Genomic DNA, 18,452 nt, shown 5'->3' with positions numbered 1-18,452 from the left:
ACTATTTTTGAGGCACGAAAAACAACAACACAATAATGAACACAAATTCATTTCAACTTAGGCATATAGGTCCTCGTGTTAAAGATCAGGATCAAATGCTTCAAACAATTGGCATTGAGAATTTAGACCAATTGATTTATGAAACTATTCCCGACGATATTCGTTTACAAAAAGAGCTTGATTTAGCCCCTGCAATGAGCGAATATGAATACCTAAATCACATTAACGAATTAGGTGCAAAAAACAAAGTTTTTAAAAGCTATATAGGTTTAGGATATCACGAAGCTATTTTACCTAGTGTTATCCAACGTAATATTTTAGAAAACCCAGGATGGTATACTGCGTATACCCCTTACCAAGCTGAAATAGCACAAGGACGTTTAGAAGCCTTGTTAAATTACCAAACTATGATTTGTGATTTAACAGGAATGGAATTAGCTAACGCTTCATTATTAGATGAAAGTACTGCAGCTGCAGAAGCCATGGCTTTATTATTTGATGTTCGTGAAAGAGCACAAAAAAAAGCAAGCGTAAACAAGTTCTTTGTTTCAGAAGAAATTTTACCACAAACCTTATCGGTATTACAAACACGTGCTATTCCTATCGGAATTGAATTAGTTGTTGGTAACCACGAAGAATTTGATTTTTCAGAAGAGTTCTTTGGCGCTATCGTACAATATCCTGGTAAGCACGGACAAGTATATGATTATACCGATTTCGTTGCTAACTGTAACGCAAATAATATCAAAGTAGCGGTTGCTGCTGATATTTTATCATTAGTAAAGTTAAAAGCTCCTGCTGAATTTGGTGCTGACGTTGTCGTAGGTACTACACAACGTTTTGGTATTCCTTTAGGATATGGAGGACCTCACGCTGGATATTTTGCTACTAAAGAAGCTTACAAGCGTAGTATACCTGGTCGTATTATTGGAGTTACCAAAGATGTTGATGGTGGTCGTGCGTTACGTATGGCATTACAAACGCGTGAGCAACACATTAAACGTGAAAAAGCAACTTCAAACATTTGTACTGCACAGGTATTATTAGCGGTTATGGCTGGTATGTATGCTGTATACCACGGTAAAGATGGTTTGCAATACATTGCAGATCGTGTACACACAAGCACTACAACCCTAGCAAAAGCCTTAAACGATTTAGGTTTCAAACAAAAAAACAGTGCTTATTTCGATACTATTTTAGTGGAAGTTGAAGCTGACAAGTTACGTCCAGTAGCAGAAGCAAACGGAATCAACTTTAACTACATCGATGCAGAGCATGTTTCAATCTCTGTAAACGAAACAGTAGGTTTAAAGGAAATCAATGAAATTGTTGATTGTTTTGAACAAGCATTCAATATCAAAGATATTTTAGTTACTGAATTTACTTCAACAGATGTAATTCCTGCAGACGTAAAAAGAGCTACTTCTTTCTTAGATAACGAAATATTTAACACGTATCAATCAGAAACTGATATGATGCGTTATATCAAAAAATTAGAACGTAAAGATTTAGCATTAAATCACTCAATGATTTCTTTAGGGTCTTGTACCATGAAGTTAAATGCTGCTTCTGAAATGTTACCATTGAGTAATCCTCAATGGGGAAATATTCACCCATTTGCTCCATTAAACCAAGCGGAAGGATACCAAATCATGTTAAGCAACCTTGAAAACCAATTAAATGTGATTACTGGTTTTGCAGGTACTTCTTTACAACCTAACTCTGGTGCGCAAGGTGAATTTGCCGGATTAATGACTATTAGAGCCTATCACGAAGCAAATGGAGATACCCACAGAAACATCTGTTTAATTCCTGCATCTGCTCACGGAACGAACCCTGCATCTGCTGTTATGGCGGGTATGAAAGTGGTGGTTACCAAAACTGACGAAAGAGGAAACATCGATGTAGAAGATTTACGTGCTAAAGCTGAAAAACACGCTGATAATTTAGCTGCTTTAATGGTAACCTACCCATCTACTCACGGAGTATTTGAAAAGGCTATTAAAGAAATTACGCAAATTATTCACGATAATGGTGGACAAGTATATATGGATGGTGCAAACATGAACGCACAGGTAGGATTAACAAATCCTGCAACTATTGGTGCCGATGTTTGTCACTTAAACCTACATAAAACATTTGCGATTCCTCACGGTGGTGGTGGACCAGGTGTTGGACCAATTTGTGTGGCTCCTCAATTAGTTCCATTTTTGCCTACCAACCCTGTAATAGCAACTGGTGGTAACAATGCCATTACGGCTATTTCAGCAGCTCCTTGGGGTTCTGCATTGGTATGTTTAATCTCTTACGGATACATTACCATGTTAGGTGCTGACGGGTTAACAAACTCTACTAAGAACGCTATTTTAAACGCAAACTATATTAAAGAGCGTTTAAGCGGACATTATAGCACTTTATATACTGGTGAAATGAACCGTGCTGCTCACGAAATGATTTTAGACTGTCGTGAGTTTAAACAAAACGGAATTGAAGTTACTGATATTGCGAAACGTTTAATGGACTACGGATTCCACGCGCCTACGGTATCTTTCCCTGTAGCGGGTACAATTATGGTAGAGCCAACCGAATCGGAAGGTGTCGCTGAATTAGACCGTTTTTGTGATGCGTTAATCTCTATTAGAAAAGAGATTGCCGAAGCGAGTAAAGAAAATCCTAACAACCCGCTTAAAAATGCACCACATACGCAAGAAATGTTAACTGCTGATGAGTGGGATTTACCATACTCTCGTAAACAAGCAGCATTTCCTTTAGATTATATTGCAGACAATAAGTTTTGGCCTTCAGTACGCCGTGTAGACGATGCTTTTGGTGACCGTAATTTAATTTGTTCTTGTAATCCTATTGAAGATTATATGGAAGCAGAAGCTTAATAAATATAACACCTATAAAAAAGACCTCGAAATTTCGAGGTCTTTTTTATTTATGCAACTCTTACAATTCTTTCTAATGGAATAATAGTAGATTCTTTTAAAATTACCGAGGCATCAGTAATACCCCAAACGGTTGTTTCTACTCTCTTTAAACCATCCACATCCATAAAAAATATTTTTACCTTTTCTCTTTCTAAATTTCCTAAAGACAAAGCCCGCTGTAAATCTAAAATACGATTTACTATTGCTTTCTTTTTGTTTAACACCTCTTCTTTTGGAAATTTTAAGAACTTGATCTGTTCTTTTGCTACAGTTATAAAACCTGTTTTTGTAGTCATATTATTGGGGAATTTAAGGTTACTACTTTATAAAATTAAGATTTAAGTTATAGAACTAAAATCTCATTGCCAATGTATACATTTCGAAATTCATTTACAAACAATACAACAAAACAATATAAAATTTAACATTTACACAAAATAAAGAGTTGATTTTTAACAAACACTCAATAAAATCAATATTAAACTACAAAACACTCAAAAACAGAAACTTAAATATTATTACTAAAGAAGATTGTTTCGTTTCCCTCACAATAATTATAAATAAAACGTCATTACGAAGGAGGTTACGACTGAAGTAATCTCTCCATCAACTAGCAGATTGCTTCGTTCTACTCGCAATGACGAAACATACCGTCATCTCGAACTGAAGCAACGCGGAATGTGAGAGATCTTGAGAATAGAAGTTACTCTCTTCATGAGATTCCTCACATCCGTTTGGAATGACGTTAAGTTAATTAGAATGACCATACCTAAACGTCATAGCGAGGAGGCTCATTGAGCGAAGTCGAAATGAACAACGTGGCTATCTTTTACTCGGTACACGATATACAGATTGCTTCATTCCATTCGCAATGACGCTTGTACTCTACCCTATTTTTATATATTTGAAAAAAAAATTACTAGTAGTCTCAATGCTATTTTAAATGACTTATTTATCTATAATTATACTCGTAGGTATTTTTCTTGTATTCAAAAAAAGCACCTCAACACCAAAGTGGAAACAACCTACAACTCCTTTTCCAAACAAATGGAAAGTTATTTTAACTAAAAAAGTCGCTTTTTACAACGCACTCACTCCTGATGAAAAAGAATTGTTTGAATTCAAAGTTTTTGAATTCATGTTAAATCATGAAGTTATTGGTGTTGATGTTACAGTTACGATTACGGACAAACTTCTGATAGCTTCTAGTGCTGTAATTCCTATTTTTAATTTTCCTGAATGGCGCTATCCTAACATCAAAGAAATCATTTTATATCCTGCTATGTTTAACGAGCATTTTGAAACCGAAGGAGACAACCGAAGAATTTTAGGAATGGTAGGTAACGGATATTTAGAAGGAAAAATGGTTTTATCGAAACCTGCTTTACATCTAGGTTTTGAAAATGAAACTGATAAAAAGAATACTGCCATCCATGAGTTTGTACATTTAATTGATAAACTAGATGGTAATATTGACGGAGTTCCGCATGTATTATTAGAAAAGCAATACAGTATTCCGTGGGTAGACTTAATCAACAAAAAGATTGAAGAAATATATAACGACGCTTCTGATATCAATCCGTATGGCGGAACTAACAAAGCAGAATTTTTCTCAGTAGCTAGTGAATACTTTTTTGAGCGTCCGAAGTTATTAGCTAGAAAACATCCTGAGCTTTATGCGTTGCTAGAGCAAATCTTTAAACAAGATATGGACGACATGAACCTGCATTTAAAACGCCTTGATATTTCCAGAAACGATCCTTGTCCTTGTGATAGTGGAGTGAAGTATAAAAAGTGTTGTGGAGTGAACTAACCGCTCCCTCTACTCGTCATTACGAAGGAGGTACGACTGAAGTAATCCCTCCATCGACTAACAGATTGCTTCGTTACACTCGCAATGACGATAACTTAGACGTCATTTCGACAGAGCGATTTTATGAGCGACGAGAAATCTCAACAATGGGAGTTACTCACATGAATAAGATTTCTCGTTATCACTCGAAATGACAGTAATCGAGACGTCATAGTAAGGAGGCTCATTGAGCGAAGTCGAAATGAACGACTTGGCTATCTTTTACTCGGTACACGATATACAGATTGCTTCGTTCCACTCGCAATGACGTTTTTTACAGGTCAATCTCCTTTAACGCTTTGATATTATTACGCTCTAAAAACGCATCAATCGTTTCAAAGTGTTCTATGACACGTTGGTCTTTAAACTCAAATACTTTTTGAGATAATCCTTGTAAGAAATCACGGTCGTGTGATACTAAAATCAACGTTCCGTCGAAGTGTAATAAGGCTTCTTTGATTACCTCTTTTGATTTTAAATCTAAGTGGTTTGTAGGTTCATCTAATATCAATACGTTTACCGGCTCTAACAACAACTTTACCATTGCTAAACGGGTTTTCTCTCCTCCAGAAAGTACTTTTACTTTCTTTTCTAAATCATCTCCCGAGAACATAAAACGTCCTAATATATTTTTGATTTGCGTTCGGATATCTCCTTCAGCAACCTCATCTACGGTTTGGAAAATTGTTAATTCAGGATCTAACAATGATGCTTGATTCTGTGCAAAATATCCCACTTTAGCATTGTGTCCTAACCCGCATTCACCTTCAAAATCAATTTCTCCCATAATTGCTTTAATCATGGTCGATTTTCCTTCTCCGTTTCTTCCTACAAACGATACTTTTTCTCCACGTGCTATGGAGAAACTTGCGTCTTTAAATACTGTTAAGTCTCCGTATTGCTTCGTCAATCCTTCCACTTTTACAGGATAATCTCCCGAACGTGGTGACGGTGGAAAACGTAATTTTAAGGCTGAAGTATCTACCTCATCTATTTCTACAGGAACTAATTTTTCTAACATTCGTTCACGTGAAGCTACTTGATTCGTTTTTGAATACGTTCCTTTAAAACGCTCTATAAACGCCTTGGTATCAGCAATAAACTTTTGTTGCTCTTGATAAGCTTTTAACTGATGTGCACGACGTTCTTTACGCAACTCTAAATAGTGCGAATAATTCGCTTTGTAATCGTGAATAGTCCCCATCGTTACCTCAATGGTACGGTTGGTAATATTATCGATAAACGCTTTATCGTGCGAAATTACTACTACTGCCTTGGCTTTGTTTAATAAAAAGTTTTCCAACCAAATTACTGATTCAATATCTACGTGGTTGGTAGGCTCATCTAACAAAATTAAGTCGGGTTTTTGCAGTAAGATTTTCGCCAGCTCTATACGCATACGCCAACCTCCACTAAACTCTGAGGTTGCTCTTTCAAAATCTTCTTGTTTAAATCCTAACCCTTTTAAAGCTTTTTCTACCTCTGCTTCGTAGTTTATTTCTTCTAACGCGTAGTACTTCTCCCCTAAATCCGATACACGCTCAATGATTTTCATATAATCATCCGATTCGTAATCGGTACGAGTTTCTAATTGTTTGTTGAGGTCGTCCATTTCGGCTTTCATGGCAAAAATAGATGCAAATGCTTTGGATGCTTCTTCTTTTACCGTGCAGTTGTCTTCCATTAACAAGTGCTGAGGTAAGTAAGCGATTACGGTATCTTTCGGACTACGAACGCCACCTTTAGTGGGTTTAGAAACTCCTGCTATAATTTTCATCATGGTGGATTTTCCAGCCCCATTTTTACCCATTAAAGCAATTTTATCGTTTTCGTTTATTACAAACGAAACGTCACTAAACAGGGTGTTACCACTAAACTCAACCGTTAATTGATCTACCGTAATCATATAAATAATTTTAAGCGGCGAAATTAGCAAAAATGGTCTATACCTTTGATAAAATTTTGGTCTAACCTGAGTTTTATAAATTAACTAAAATCAATAGGGTTTATGTCGATAGTATAAAGTATGAGTGATGAGACATCTCAACAATAGGAGTTACTCACTTTAATAAGATTCCTCTTTTCAATCGAGATGATACTTTCAAGTAATCTTTAATAGTAAAAACCAATACTGTTTACACCTGCTTACTCATACTACAACTAACAAAATTCTACTTTTAAGCATTGGTTTGTAGCTTTTTCTTAAGCTCTTTTAATGTTTTCTCCGAGAGCTTTTATGAAATCTGTTGGGATTTAAGGCTACGGCTAGCACCGCTGTCAGCTTTTTTACGAGTGCTATTAATTTATCTATTGCCGTAGTATTAGCGCTCCATGCCGTAGTGTTAACGGAGCACGCCGTGATATCAGCGACCCGTGCCGTGGTGTTAACGGAGCATGCCGTGATATTAGCGACCCGTGCCGTAGTGTCTTCGGAGCATGCCGTGATATCAGCGACCCATGCCGCGGTGTCTTCGGAGCATGCCGTGATATTAGCGACCCATGCCGTGGTGTCTGCGGAGCATGCCGTGATATTAGCGACCCGTGCCGTAGTGTCTGCGGAGCATGCCGTGATATTAGCGACCCTTGCCGTGGTGTCTTCGGAGCATGCCGTGATATCAGCGACCCATGCCGCGGTGTCTGCGGAGCACGCCGTGATGTCAGCGAACCGTGCCGCGGTATCTTCGGAGCATGCCGTGATATTAGCGAACCGTGCCGCGGTGTCTGCGGAGCATGCCGTGATATTAGCGAACCGTGCCGCGGTGTCTGCGGAGCATGCCGTGATATTAGCGAACCGTGCCGTGATATTAGCGACCCGTGTTATGGGAGTATTCAATAAAGTGTGTCAACTTGGTTAAAGTTCCTCCTATTACTCAAGAGGAAAGACACCCCTATTAGACTTCGTTTGTAATCCCGATAAAAAATTTGCACTTTTTTATCTTATTTCTTTATATTTGAAAGTGTTAATAAAATTGCTAAAAGTTCCGCATATCCTACCGTAAAAGGAATATATAAGTAATTTTATTACGCATATAAACTAGTTGTATGTAATTTCTATGAAAACACTATTTGAAAATTATATAACAAAAATTGCAGCAAATAGAATATTGAAAGACATATTTATTAACGCTATTATCTCAGCTGTAATATTTAGTTTATTAATATCTATTTTGACCTGGACAAAACCAAATATTAATCGAGTATTGATTTTTATATTAATCTTCGCGATATTAAAATTATTCCAATCTCTAAAACATAATTATAGAAACCACTTGGAGAGAATTTCTCTTGACCATGAGAATGGAAAAATTATTATAAGTCACATAAGACCTTCAATAAAAAAGACTGAGACTGTTATGAATTTTAAAGAATTCAGAGTTTCTAATATCAGATATATGCCTGTTCCTTGGTTTTCGCTTGAGAACTATTTTTGGATATCTGACAATTATTCGAAAATTAAAATCTCCTCTGCCGGACATGAGAATAAAGAAATTAATATCAATGAGATTCACTCTGAATTAAACAACATACAACAAGGTGTATAATTAATTGCGGCTGAATTTCCTCACCGGAAATTCAATCTTATTAATTATCTTTCCACAATAACGGAAAACGACTCGCGTCTTTTTCCCGCAAAAAATCATACACAAATACGTTAGCTGTAATACAAAACAATGCATCGAGGAAATAGAATAAAATTATACAGAGAGGGAAGCTTAAAGAACGTTTTTGGCAATTCAGCGCGCACAATTAAAAATCAAATAAATAAAAAATCAGAAGATTATATTTTAAATGTAAGTGAAATAGAATTTGCCGAATTTCTAATTCAAGACCATTTAATTGATTTTCCTGAATTGGATTTTGAAAATGTATATGTTGAGAGCTACGAAAAAAATATTCCTGCCGAAAGGTTTCCAGGTAACTATGATGTTTACAGTGGAAAAAAATATAAACGGGATGTCATCGTATATCACATTCCTTATACTGGTGATATTTACATTTTGGCAAATCAAGGTGTAAGCTCATTTTCAATTTCAGGTAGCATTGAAGTTGGTGTAACATCTGACAGTATAACAACTGAAATAATAAATTTCAATAACGACCCTGAAAAAATCAAAAAGGAATTTGAGGATAGCAAACGATATATATTGTCGGACTATAACATAGTAAAGAAAGACTGCGAAAATTTCAACAATGAAATTTTGGATTTCGCATTAGGGAAAATTAAAGAACGTAAACAAAAGCTACTCTCAAAAAATGATTTGCTCTCTTCTTTAGGTGTTCCACTAAAGAAAAAGGAAAATGTTGCAGAAACTTTTGTCGTACCCAAACCCGAATTAAGAAAGAAAATCCGAATAGAACCAAAAGTATACGAAAAAGAATTTAAGCCTGAATCTACTCTTTCAATTGAAAACTACGAGGAAATATTAAAAATAATATATGACGTAGGAAAGAACTTTGAGAGAATGACATCAACTTATGCGGGAAAAGGCGAAGAAGATTTAAGAGACCACATATTGTTGTTTCTTGACCCAAATTTCGAACTTGGAAGTGCAAGTGGAGAAACTTTTAATAAAACAGGAAAAACTGATATTTTAATTCGCTATGATAGTGATGTTGTTTTTGTGGCAGAATGCAAGTTTTGGGGTGGACAAAAACTTTATCTTGAGACTATTGACCAATTGTTAGGTTATCTGACATTTCGCAATTCTAAAACATCTGTAGTAATATTTGTAAAAAACAAAGATATGAGTAACGTGATATCAACGATTTCGGAAATAACCGAAACTCATCCAAATTACGTTCGAACTGAAAAGCAAAATGGTGAGACTTGGTGGAATTATATTTTTCACCTCAATGGAGATAGAAATAGAGAAATTAATTTAGGTGTTTTGGCATTCCATTTACCTGAATAAAAAAGTACTACAGCTAACAATGGCTATAATTCATTGTGGTTTTGTGCCACACCAAAATAAAAGTATAAATCAAACGGCTGGATTTCGGCGGAATAATCCAGCCGTTTGATTCCACAACGAAATCATAGCCGAGACCGTTGTGCACAATAAAAGAAACATCAATGATTCCTGACTTTATAAAGAAATTTGAGTTCGATTTAAAAAAGTACGAACGAGAATTCGTGCGCATAAATGCAAAGCCAAGAGAAGAAAAGCTTCTTGAAGATAATTTAGATTTGAAAGACAGCAAATTTCTAGGAAGTCCATTCTTCAAGAGATAAAGAATATCCAAAAGATGGAAATGGAAAACCTATGGTAATGGTTGCTCAACTGAATTTTGAACAAATTACACAAATTACACCTTTCCCTGCAAACGGAATTCTTCAACTATTCTTATCAGCAACGGATTGGTATGAAGAAGATTATGCTATCATTTATCATTCACTTGAAGAGCTAAGTAAAGAGCCTATAAGCGATTTTTCGTTCATTAACGAAAAGGATTATGATGAAATGCCTGTTTATAAACTTCATCAACTGTCATTTGAAAAAGGAATTGATAAAGGAGGTTCAGAGGATTCTCAATTCGATTATCTTTTTGATGGAGGTGACTATTGGGATTTTAATGAAAGTTTGAATGAGGAACAAGAGAAATTATTTGGAGAATATTTTAATGCAATGGGACATAAAATTGGAGGGTATGCGGAATTTACTCAGTCTGACCCAAGAGATTACAATGTTGACCAAAAAAATGATATACAAGTTTTACAAATAGATGTCGATGACCATATAATGTTTGGAGACAGTGGACTTGGACATGTTTTTATAAGCGAAGAGAATCTAATTAAAAAGAATTTTTCAAAAGCCTATTTTTACTGGGATTGCTGTTAAAAATTACTGTATACAACAGGGTGTATAAAACATACCTAACAAGTACTAAACCGAAAAGGTTGTGCTTATTTACTAAGACTCCAAAATTTTTAAATTTGGCTTTAAAAATAAAAAAGTAAGAAGTTTTGGCTAAGTGCTTAATCAAAAATTAATCGTTTTTCAATCCCGCACTAACCATAGCTGAGATCGTTGTGCACAATTATAAAAGATTATTTAATGATAAAAAAAGAGTTTGAAAAATTACTTAAAAAGTATGATAAAAAAATTATAATAGACAAAATTATTGATGGTAGATACCAAACCTTAAATAATGATGGAACATCATTACATCGACATATTTTTTATCAAATTGTCTGGATTGAAAGTGGTTCTGGAGTTCATGTAATAGAGGATAAAAAGTATATTTTTACAGGTGGAACTATTTTTCTTTTAGCACCTTATTATTTACACAAAATAACATATAACAAAGATGTTCAAGGTTATGTTGTTAGTTTTTGCGATAGTTTATTAGACCGTTTTCAGAATAAATCTACTCTACTGTTTCACAACATTAATCAAGCTTATGTCAAAATACCGAGTGAAGAAATTAAAATATTTAATAATGAATTCAATCTTTTAAATCATTATTTTAATAAGAACCAAAACAGTACTATCACAATTTTACAGGATTATTTACATATACTACTCACTAAAATAAAGGGATTTAAAAGCTTTACAGAAATAGAAGACTTGGATAATGATGTGAAAATATTAGAACAATTTGTACAATTGGTTAGAACACAATATAAAGAACAAAAAAAATTGGCTTTCTATATTAGGCAATTGGCTACTTCTCAAAAAAAACTGAATCAAATACTTAAAAAGAATACTGGGCTAACATCAGCTAAATTTCTAGAAACCTATATATTAAATGAAGCAGCAAGAATGTTACGTTACAGTAACTTAAGTGTTAAAGAAATTGTAGGAGAACTTGGTTACTCTGAAAGCTCTTATTTTATAAAAGCGTTTAAAAAACACTTTGAAAAAACACCTATAACTTATAGAAAATTTTCTAAATTAAATTTGAATTCCAAATAGTACCATACTAATCCTAAATAGTCCTATTAGATTATAATTAGAAAATAGAAGTTTGTGCACTCTAATAAAAGTAAACTTCTATGAATAAATCTTTCATCTATATTATAGTCTGTGTATTTTTATGGGCATTGATACCTGTTGTATCTAAATTAGGACAAAATGAATTAGATAACCATCAATTTCTTTTTTGGTCAAGTCTATCTTCTTTACTGTTTTTTTTTGGTATTACCCTTTATAAAAAAAGCCTTCAAAAACTATATTATATTGCAAAAATCAAATGGTTGCAAGCTATTTGTTTAGGTTTTTTAGGCACCTATCTGTATTATGTATTATTATATTTTGGTTATGCTAATGCACCAGGAATGGAGGTGTTAATTGTTCAATATTCTTGGCCTATTTTAATTGTTTTACTATCCCTCATTCTTTTGAAAGAAAAACTAACAATGTTTAAAACAATATCTATTCTCTTGGGGTTTATAGGTGTTTTCTTAGTTCTCACAAAAGGGGATTTTGAACAATTAAAATTTGAAAATATAAATATCGACTTAATAGTATTTACAGGAGCATTTGTTTTTGCATTGTTTTCTGTGTTAAGTAAAAAAATAAAAATGGATGATATACTATTATTAACCATTTACTTTTTAACAGCTAGTTTCGCTTCTTTTCTATCAATGAACCTTTATTCTGAATTTAAGATTCCTAATTTAAATACTGTTATACCAATTCTAATTAATGGGTTTTTAGTAAATGGTCTTTCGTATATATTTTGGATTAAAGCTCTTAAAATTGGAGAAGCTTCTCTTATAGCGCCATTTGTTTTTTTAACACCTGTTTTATCATCAATTTTTTTAATAATCTTTTTTAACGAGCCATTTTACATAGCATACTTAATTGGTATGTCTTGTGTTATACTTGGTGGTTTACTGAACTTAAAAAATAAAAATACTGTTCACAACAAAGAGCCGAGATAAAAACAATAAATTTTATACTTTTTGTTTTTAGTTTGACGTATACTTGCTTAATTTAATAGCTTCAAAGAAAAGAAAAACACCACTTAATATGACAAAACTATATGAAACAAATTATCTCTTTATTATTGATTTTAACGTTATTTAATTGCTCTTCAGTCAAGACAATTAAAACTGACATTGAAACACAGAATTGGATAAATAATCAGAACTTTACAATTGTTAAACCTAACAATTGGAGACCTATTAAACATCATGGTTATGTAGGTTATACCCCTCTTAAAAAAGGAGAAAATCATTTTAATAATTTAGTCTCTATTTTTCAATATCAACTAAAAGAAAAGCCGTCAACACTAAGTGAATTATTTTCTTTAATTCAAAAAAAAGAAACAAATACACCTCTTGAAGTAAGACTAGTTAAAAACAGTCAACTTGGTGATATCTATACTGTTATTACCGAATCAAATTGGAATGGACAAAACTATAAAAGATATAGTGTATATTTTGAACATAATAAGGAATATTATAATTACAATTATTCTTCTCTTAAAAATATTTATGACATTAATCTTAAAGAAGCTATGGCTATACTCCAAAGTATTAAATTTAAAAAGTAAAATACAACCAGGCACGATAAATTAACGCATAACAACCACTTAATAAACTATTTAAACACATAACAAACTCATGTTTTACTTACATTAATGAAGTTCCTTCTTCATTAACTTTAACAGTATTTGTCCCTTTTTTTCTGGTCTTTTATTATCTTTTCTATCGGCTATAATCCACTCAATAAAGGTATCATCATACATTTGTGATTCATAGGTAACTGTAAAAGCTCCTCCCATCAAGGCTGATGTAGGTTTACCGTTCCAATCAGTAAGTCTATTGTAATTTAAACTTGTAGAAAGTAATTCTCTTTCTTCATCACAAACAAAAAGTTTGGCTTTTATATACATTGATATTTTTTTTTTGGGGGGGGTAATACAATTTTTTTGCTGAAAAAATGGTACACCAAAAATAAAAAGTGGTACACCTAATTACACACCAAATTCACAAGATATAAGTATAATTATTAAAAGGAGTAAGTCTTTACTATTTTAAGAAAACAATCTGTATCTACTATAAAACCTACAAAAACAAAAAAGCCTTACTAAAACTAGTAAGGCTTATTGTGATCGCGACAGGATTCGAACCTGTGACCGTCTGCTTAGAAGGCAGATGCTCTATCCAGCTGAGCTACGCGACCATTGTTTGTCGGGGTGGCAGGATTCGAACCTGCGACCTCCTGCTCCCAAAGCAGGCGCGATGACCGGGCTACGCTACACCCCGATTAGTGTCATCTACAACTTTTTGCGGAGAGACCGGGATTCGAACCCGGGCATCCCGAAGGATGACAGCTTAGCAGGCTGCTGCATTACCACTCTGCCACCTCTCCTTAATTCTTGTCGAAACGTGAATTAAAAATTGCGAGTGCAAATGTATAACTATATATACGTTTCTACAAATTTTTTTACTAAAAAAATTACCTATTCTGGATACTCAACACGTAAGTGATAGATATTCATTAACTTATTCTTTATAATTTTTTTAATTTTTTCTATCTCTCTAAAAGTAATATCTGAATTTATGAACTGATTATCGTTTTTTTGCTTGTCTATAATCCTATCAATTAATACATCTATCGATTGTGCTGTCGGATTTTTTAAACTTTTAGAAGCAGCTTCTGCTGCATCACACATCATTAAAATAGCTGTTTCTTTTGAAAACGGAATTGGACCTTGGTATTGAAACTTCTGAATATTAACATCTGGATTATTTTCTTGTTCTTGTTTATAAAAGTAATAGGTAACGCTTGTTCCATGGTGTGTACGAATAAAGTCTATAATTCTATCCGGTAGTTTATATTTTTTTGCTATTTCTATTCCGTTAATTACATGATCTAAAATAATACGTGCACTATCTACTGGTAATAAATCATTATGTGGATTAACTCCCGTGGATTGATTTTCGGTAAAATACATTGGTTTTACCATTTTACCAATATCATGATACAAAGCTCCTGTTCTTACTAACATAGAGTTCGCTCCTATTTCATTCGCTGCTGCTTCAGCTAAATTAGCCACCTGCATTGAATGTTGGAACGTTCCTGGAGCTTTTTCATTTAAATCTCTTAATAGTTTTGAATTTGTATTAGAAAGCTCTAATAATGTTACATCAGAAACCAATCCGAAAAGCTTTTCATAAAAATAGATAAAAAACACTGCTAAGAACGACAACAATCCATTTGCTGCAAATAACCCAAAGTACATCCAATTTATCTTATCTGCATTCCCTTCTTTTAGAATAGAAAAGGCAAAATAAGTAACCATGTAAATTAGCGTAATTTGTCCAATAGACATAAATAAACTTGCTCTTTTATACAGTTCAGAAACCGTTAATATAGTTACAATCCCTGCAATAATGTGTAAGTAAATAAACTCAAAACTATTGGGTACAATAAATCCTAACAACAATACGGTAAGTACATGAGTAAATAAACCTAATCTGGCATCAAAAAAAGCTTTTAGTACAATTGGTAAAATACTTAACGGAACTACGTACAAATAACCAGAATTGTATTTTACCACCATAGTTTGTACAAAAATCATTAAAAAGATATTGAAGAAAATAAAGGTTACTTTATTGTTATCATTAAAAGTCTCAAACCTATATCTTTCTAAAAATAATAATAACATTAACAATGCCAAGGCTACTAAAATTGTGTATCCGAATACAATCCAATAATAATTAGATTTTGTCCAAATTCTAGAGCTTGACGCTACTTCATACGACTTTAAGACATTATATTTCCTTCCTTCAACAATGTCTCCTTTTAAAATAATTAATTCTCCTTTTGAAACCTTTCCTTTAGCATAAGAAATACCTTGAAAACGTTCATTTAACTCCTTTTCACTGTATTTATAATCATAGGTTACGTTAGGGCGCAAATTATTTGACAAATAGTTTATTAACAGGCGTTGTTTATAGTACTGAAGTCCCTCTGTATTTGTTCTTAAAAAGCTTAAAATATCTTTTGACTGTACTAACCTTGAAAACAGAACATCATCAATGGAGTTTCCTTTACGTAAAACAATCACGTCTTCTCTATCTGCTTTATCAATGCTTGCGTCATCTAAAAAACCATATACGTAAATTTTATTTATAAGCTTCTCTCCTTCTCTAATTAAGTCTCTAATTACGTTTGTTGATAATGAGTCAATACTCTTAACTTGGTTCGTAAATGAATGAGTTACCTCTTCTTTAATCGATGTATCAACTACAAAATATTTTTTTGAACTATTTTTAAGTTCGTTTTTTTCCTCTTCTATTTCTTCTGTAGTTTTTTGAATAGCAAAATCAAAAGGAGCATATAAATTGTCATATTGCCAAGGTTTTCCTTGTCTAAAATCGTACTTAAACTGTCCACCTTTAGGAAATAAATATACTATAGCAATTACCGTGATCAAAAACAATAATGCTTTGTAAATTACAGTATTATTTTTGTACAGTTTGTTAATTAAGTCGTTCATTTTTGATCTTTATAAAATGTAAATATAACCTTTCTCTATTATTTGAGTACTTGGCATAAAATGGTTATTTTCGCAAAACAAATCTTAATACAATTCACCCAATACATGAAATTAATAGCAGAAAATAATTATTAAGCGCTTAACAGCTTTGTTATTTTAGTCACTTTTGGTTATTGGGATAAATAAAAAATTAACAAATAGTAGCACATGAAAGAAGTAGTAATAGTATCGGTTGCAAGAACTCCAATTGGTAGTTTTTTAGGAACATTATCAACTACCCCTGCACCTAAATTAGGTGCTATAGCCATTAAAGGAGCTTTAGATAAAATTAACCTAAAACCAGAAATGGTTGAAGAAGTTTTTATGGGTAATGTTGTTTCTGCAGGTTTAGGACAAGCTCCAGCTCGTCAAGCGGCAATCTTTGCAGGAATACCAGATACTGTGCCTTGTACTACTGTAAATAAAGTTTGTTCATCAGGAATGAAGTCTATAATGTTAGCTGCACAAACTATCGCTTTAGGTGATGCCGAAATAGTTGTAGCTGGAGGTATGGAAAACATGAGTATGATTCCTCATTACCAACACGCCAGAACAGGTTCAAAATTTGGACCTATTAAAATGGAAGATGGAATGCAGAAAGATGGATTAGTGGATGCTTACGAACAAGTAGCTATGGGAGTTTGTGCTGATGAATGTGCTGTTGAATATAAATTTTCAAGAGAGGATCAAGATGCTTTTGCAGTTGAATCATATAACCGTTCTGCTAAAGCGTGGAGCGAAGGAAAATTTGCAGATGAGGTTGTTCCTGTTGAAATACCTCAACGTCGTGGTGAGCCTATTATCTTTTCTGAAGATGAAGAATACAAGAATGTAAAAATGGAAAAAATACCTGCTTTACGTCCTGCATTTACGAAAGAGGGTACAGTAACTGCTGCTAATGCATCAACTATTAATGATGGTGGAGCTGCTTTAGTATTAATGTCTGCTGATAAAGCTGCTGAATTAGGCTTAACTCCATTAGCAAAAATTAAAGGATATGCTGATGCTGCTCATGAACCAAAATGGTTTACAACAGCTCCTGCAAAAGCATTACCTAAAGCTTTAGCTAAAGCTGGAGTATCTATTGATGATGTTGATTATTTTGAATTAAACGAAGCATTCTCTGTAGTTGGATTAGCAAATATGAAAATCTTAGGGTTATCTGCTGATAAAGTAAATGTTAATGGTGGTGCCGTTTCATTAGGACATCCATTAGGAGTTTCTGGAGCTAGAATTATTATTGCTTTAACTTCAATTTTAAAACAAAATAACGCTAAAATTGGTGCTGCCGGTATTTGTAACGGTGGTGGTGGTGCTAGTGCAATGGTTATTGAAAGAGTATAATTTTTTTAAAAGCCCCAACCAGTAGATGTCTTTCGGAATTTGTAATTTAAGTATTGTACCTCTTCGATCAGAGCCTTCTGATGCTTCAGAAATGGTAAATCAAGTTGTTTTTGGTGAGCACTTTGAAGTTTTAGAAAAAACTAAAAAATGGAGTAAAATACGGTTAGCTTTTGATGGTTATCAAGGATATGTTGACAATAAACAATATGAAGAAATTTCAGTAGAGGTACACAGTCTTTTATTAAAAGAAAAAAAACACTATGCCGGTGAATTAATTGATTTTATTACTGATAATAATAGTAATTTAACTACTATTCCTATGGGAGCTCGACTTCCTTTATTTAAAGACAATAAAATTAACATTAATAATTCCTCATTTTTATATGAGGGCAAAGTATGCAATAGTAAACTAGCAAAATCTGCAATTGTAGAAACCGCTTTCTTATTCTTAAATGTTCCTTATTTATGGGGAGGTAAATCGCCTTTTGGCATTGATTGTTCTGGGTTTACTCAAACAGTATATAAATTATGTGGATACAACCTTCTACGTGATGCAAAGGAACAAGCAACTCAAGGTGAAGTTTTGAGTTTTATTGAGGAAAGTGAGCCTGGTGATTTAGCTTTTTTTGATAATGAAGAAGGTATTATTACCCATGTTGGGATTATTATGAATGATTACAACATTATACACGCTCATGGAAAAGTTCGTATTGACAAGTTGGATCATAGCGGTATTTATAATATTGATACACATCAACACACACACAAACTTAGAGTAATTAAGCGTTTAGTTGAATAAATAGTTTTACAGATTACTTTATAAAATA

13 protein-coding genes, 3 tRNA genes and 1 pseudogene are annotated in these 18,452 nt (G+C 33.4%); 10 read left to right on the top strand and 7 right to left on the bottom strand.

From position 1 onward, the window contains the following. Positions 1 to 35: 35 nt before the first annotated feature. The gene (gcvP, locus tag D6200_RS00420; protein WP_073181366.1) at positions 36 to 2,891 is read left to right on the top strand and encodes an aminomethyl-transferring glycine dehydrogenase; all 2,856 of its coding nucleotides are present in this window, start codon (positions 36 to 38) and stop codon (positions 2,889 to 2,891) included. A gap of 50 nt (positions 2,892 to 2,941) precedes the next feature. On the opposite strand, the gene D6200_RS00415 is transcribed toward gcvP, so the two are convergent. Further along, positions 2,942 to 3,229 carry a hypothetical protein gene (locus D6200_RS00415; RefSeq protein ID WP_047789357.1) on the bottom strand — a complete coding sequence of 96 codons (288 nt, stop codon included), beginning with the start codon at positions 3,227 to 3,229 and terminating at the stop codon, positions 2,942 to 2,944. A 647-nt stretch (positions 3,230 to 3,876) separates the two neighbouring features. On the opposite strand from D6200_RS00415, the gene D6200_RS00410 reads away from it, so the two are divergent. Next, a complete protein-coding gene (locus D6200_RS00410; RefSeq protein WP_073181367.1) occupies positions 3,877 to 4,746 on the top strand; it encodes a M90 family metallopeptidase in 870 nt (289 codons plus the stop codon). A 313-nt stretch (positions 4,747 to 5,059) separates the two neighbouring features. Here D6200_RS00410 and D6200_RS00405 read toward each other — a convergent pair whose 3' ends face one another. Further along, complete coding sequence (locus tag D6200_RS00405; RefSeq protein WP_073181369.1) at positions 5,060 to 6,691, bottom strand: ABC-F family ATP-binding cassette domain-containing protein; 1,632 nt, start codon at positions 6,689 to 6,691, stop codon at positions 5,060 to 5,062. Between the two features lie 1,147 nt (positions 6,692 to 7,838). Here D6200_RS00405 and D6200_RS00395 point away from each other — a divergent pair. From D6200_RS00395 to D6200_RS00370, 6 genes and pseudogenes are all read left to right on the top strand, one after another. Beyond that, complete coding sequence (locus tag D6200_RS00395) at positions 7,839 to 8,327, top strand: hypothetical protein (protein ID WP_073181372.1); 489 nt, start codon at positions 7,839 to 7,841, stop codon at positions 8,325 to 8,327. A 129-nt stretch (positions 8,328 to 8,456) separates the two neighbouring features. After that, positions 8,457 to 9,698, top strand: coding sequence for a hypothetical protein (locus D6200_RS00390; RefSeq protein ID WP_073181373.1), 1,242 nt, complete (start codon positions 8,457 to 8,459; stop codon positions 9,696 to 9,698). A 324-nt stretch (positions 9,699 to 10,022) separates the two neighbouring features. Further along, positions 10,023 to 10,625 (top strand): annotated as a pseudogene (locus D6200_RS00385) (YwqG family protein); the annotation flags it as partial. 216 nt (positions 10,626 to 10,841) lie between these two features. Further along, positions 10,842 to 11,702 carry a helix-turn-helix domain-containing protein gene (locus D6200_RS00380; RefSeq protein ID WP_047789361.1) on the top strand — a complete coding sequence of 287 codons (861 nt, stop codon included), beginning with the start codon at positions 10,842 to 10,844 and terminating at the stop codon, positions 11,700 to 11,702. A gap of 80 nt (positions 11,703 to 11,782) precedes the next feature. Continuing rightward, positions 11,783 to 12,673: a DMT family transporter gene (locus D6200_RS00375; protein WP_073181374.1), complete on the top strand. Its 891-nt coding sequence runs from the start codon at positions 11,783 to 11,785 to the stop codon at positions 12,671 to 12,673. A gap of 101 nt (positions 12,674 to 12,774) precedes the next feature. Continuing rightward, entirely contained in the window at positions 12,775 to 13,287 is a 513-nt protein-coding gene (locus D6200_RS00370) for a hypothetical protein (RefSeq protein ID WP_073181375.1), read from the top strand. 84 nt (positions 13,288 to 13,371) lie between these two features. Here D6200_RS00370 and tssD read toward each other — a convergent pair whose 3' ends face one another. The 5 genes from tssD to D6200_RS00345 all read right to left on the bottom strand — a co-directional run bounded on the left by tssD (position 13,372) and on the right by D6200_RS00345 (position 16,242). Continuing rightward, positions 13,372 to 13,629: a type VI secretion system tube protein TssD gene (tssD, locus tag D6200_RS00365; protein WP_073181376.1), complete on the bottom strand. Its 258-nt coding sequence runs from the start codon at positions 13,627 to 13,629 to the stop codon at positions 13,372 to 13,374. A 216-nt stretch (positions 13,630 to 13,845) separates the two neighbouring features. Continuing rightward, a tRNA-Arg gene (locus D6200_RS00360) sits at positions 13,846 to 13,919 on the bottom strand. 8 nt (positions 13,920 to 13,927) lie between these two features. Further along, positions 13,928 to 14,002, bottom strand: a tRNA-Pro gene (locus D6200_RS00355). Positions 14,003 to 14,026: 24 nt separating this feature from the next. After that, positions 14,027 to 14,108 (bottom strand) — tRNA-Ser (locus tag D6200_RS00350). Between the two features lie 91 nt (positions 14,109 to 14,199). Further along, the gene (locus tag D6200_RS00345; RefSeq protein ID WP_073181377.1) at positions 14,200 to 16,242 is read right to left on the bottom strand and encodes an HD family phosphohydrolase; all 2,043 of its coding nucleotides are present in this window, start codon (positions 16,240 to 16,242) and stop codon (positions 14,200 to 14,202) included. Positions 16,243 to 16,449: 207 nt separating this feature from the next. Here D6200_RS00345 and D6200_RS00340 point away from each other — a divergent pair, with 207 nt between their 5' ends. Both D6200_RS00340 and D6200_RS00335 read left to right on the top strand, forming a co-directional pair. Next, positions 16,450 to 17,625 carry an acetyl-CoA C-acyltransferase gene (locus D6200_RS00340; protein WP_073181378.1) on the top strand — a complete coding sequence of 392 codons (1,176 nt, stop codon included), beginning with the start codon at positions 16,450 to 16,452 and terminating at the stop codon, positions 17,623 to 17,625. Between the two features lie 25 nt (positions 17,626 to 17,650). Further along, the gene (locus D6200_RS00335; RefSeq protein WP_073181379.1) at positions 17,651 to 18,424 is read left to right on the top strand and encodes a C40 family peptidase; all 774 of its coding nucleotides are present in this window, start codon (positions 17,651 to 17,653) and stop codon (positions 18,422 to 18,424) included. Positions 18,425 to 18,452 lie beyond the last annotated feature (28 nt).

This window comes from Tenacibaculum mesophilum, from assembly GCF_003867075.1.
Lineage (GTDB): Bacteria > Bacteroidota > Bacteroidia > Flavobacteriales > Flavobacteriaceae > Polaribacter > Polaribacter mesophilus.
This window is presented reverse-complemented; position numbering and strand designations above follow the sequence as displayed.

Excerpts from the sequence above, each read along its gene's own strand:
- gcvP (WP_073181366.1), top strand. The coding sequence starts at position 36 with ATGAACACAAATTCATTTCAACTTAGGCATATAGGTCCTCGTGTTAAA.
- D6200_RS00415 (WP_047789357.1), bottom strand. The coding sequence starts at position 3,229 with ATGACTACAAAAACAGGTTTTATAACTGTAGCAAAAGAACAGATCAAG.
- D6200_RS00410 (WP_073181367.1), top strand. The coding sequence starts at position 3,877 with ATGACTTATTTATCTATAATTATACTCGTAGGTATTTTTCTTGTATTC.
- D6200_RS00405 (WP_073181369.1), bottom strand. The coding sequence starts at position 6,691 with ATGATTACGGTAGATCAATTAACGGTTGAGTTTAGTGGTAACACCCTG.
- D6200_RS00395 (WP_073181372.1), top strand. The coding sequence starts at position 7,839 with ATGAAAACACTATTTGAAAATTATATAACAAAAATTGCAGCAAATAGA.
- D6200_RS00390 (WP_073181373.1), top strand. The coding sequence starts at position 8,457 with ATGCATCGAGGAAATAGAATAAAATTATACAGAGAGGGAAGCTTAAAG.
- D6200_RS00380 (WP_047789361.1), top strand. The coding sequence starts at position 10,842 with ATGATAAAAAAAGAGTTTGAAAAATTACTTAAAAAGTATGATAAAAAA.
- D6200_RS00375 (WP_073181374.1), top strand. The coding sequence starts at position 11,783 with ATGAATAAATCTTTCATCTATATTATAGTCTGTGTATTTTTATGGGCA.
- D6200_RS00370 (WP_073181375.1), top strand. The coding sequence starts at position 12,775 with ATGAAACAAATTATCTCTTTATTATTGATTTTAACGTTATTTAATTGC.
- tssD (WP_073181376.1), bottom strand. The coding sequence starts at position 13,629 with ATGTATATAAAAGCCAAACTTTTTGTTTGTGATGAAGAAAGAGAATTA.
- D6200_RS00345 (WP_073181377.1), bottom strand. The coding sequence starts at position 16,242 with ATGAACGACTTAATTAACAAACTGTACAAAAATAATACTGTAATTTAC.
- D6200_RS00340 (WP_073181378.1), top strand. The coding sequence starts at position 16,450 with ATGAAAGAAGTAGTAATAGTATCGGTTGCAAGAACTCCAATTGGTAGT.
- D6200_RS00335 (WP_073181379.1), top strand. The coding sequence starts at position 17,651 with ATGTCTTTCGGAATTTGTAATTTAAGTATTGTACCTCTTCGATCAGAG.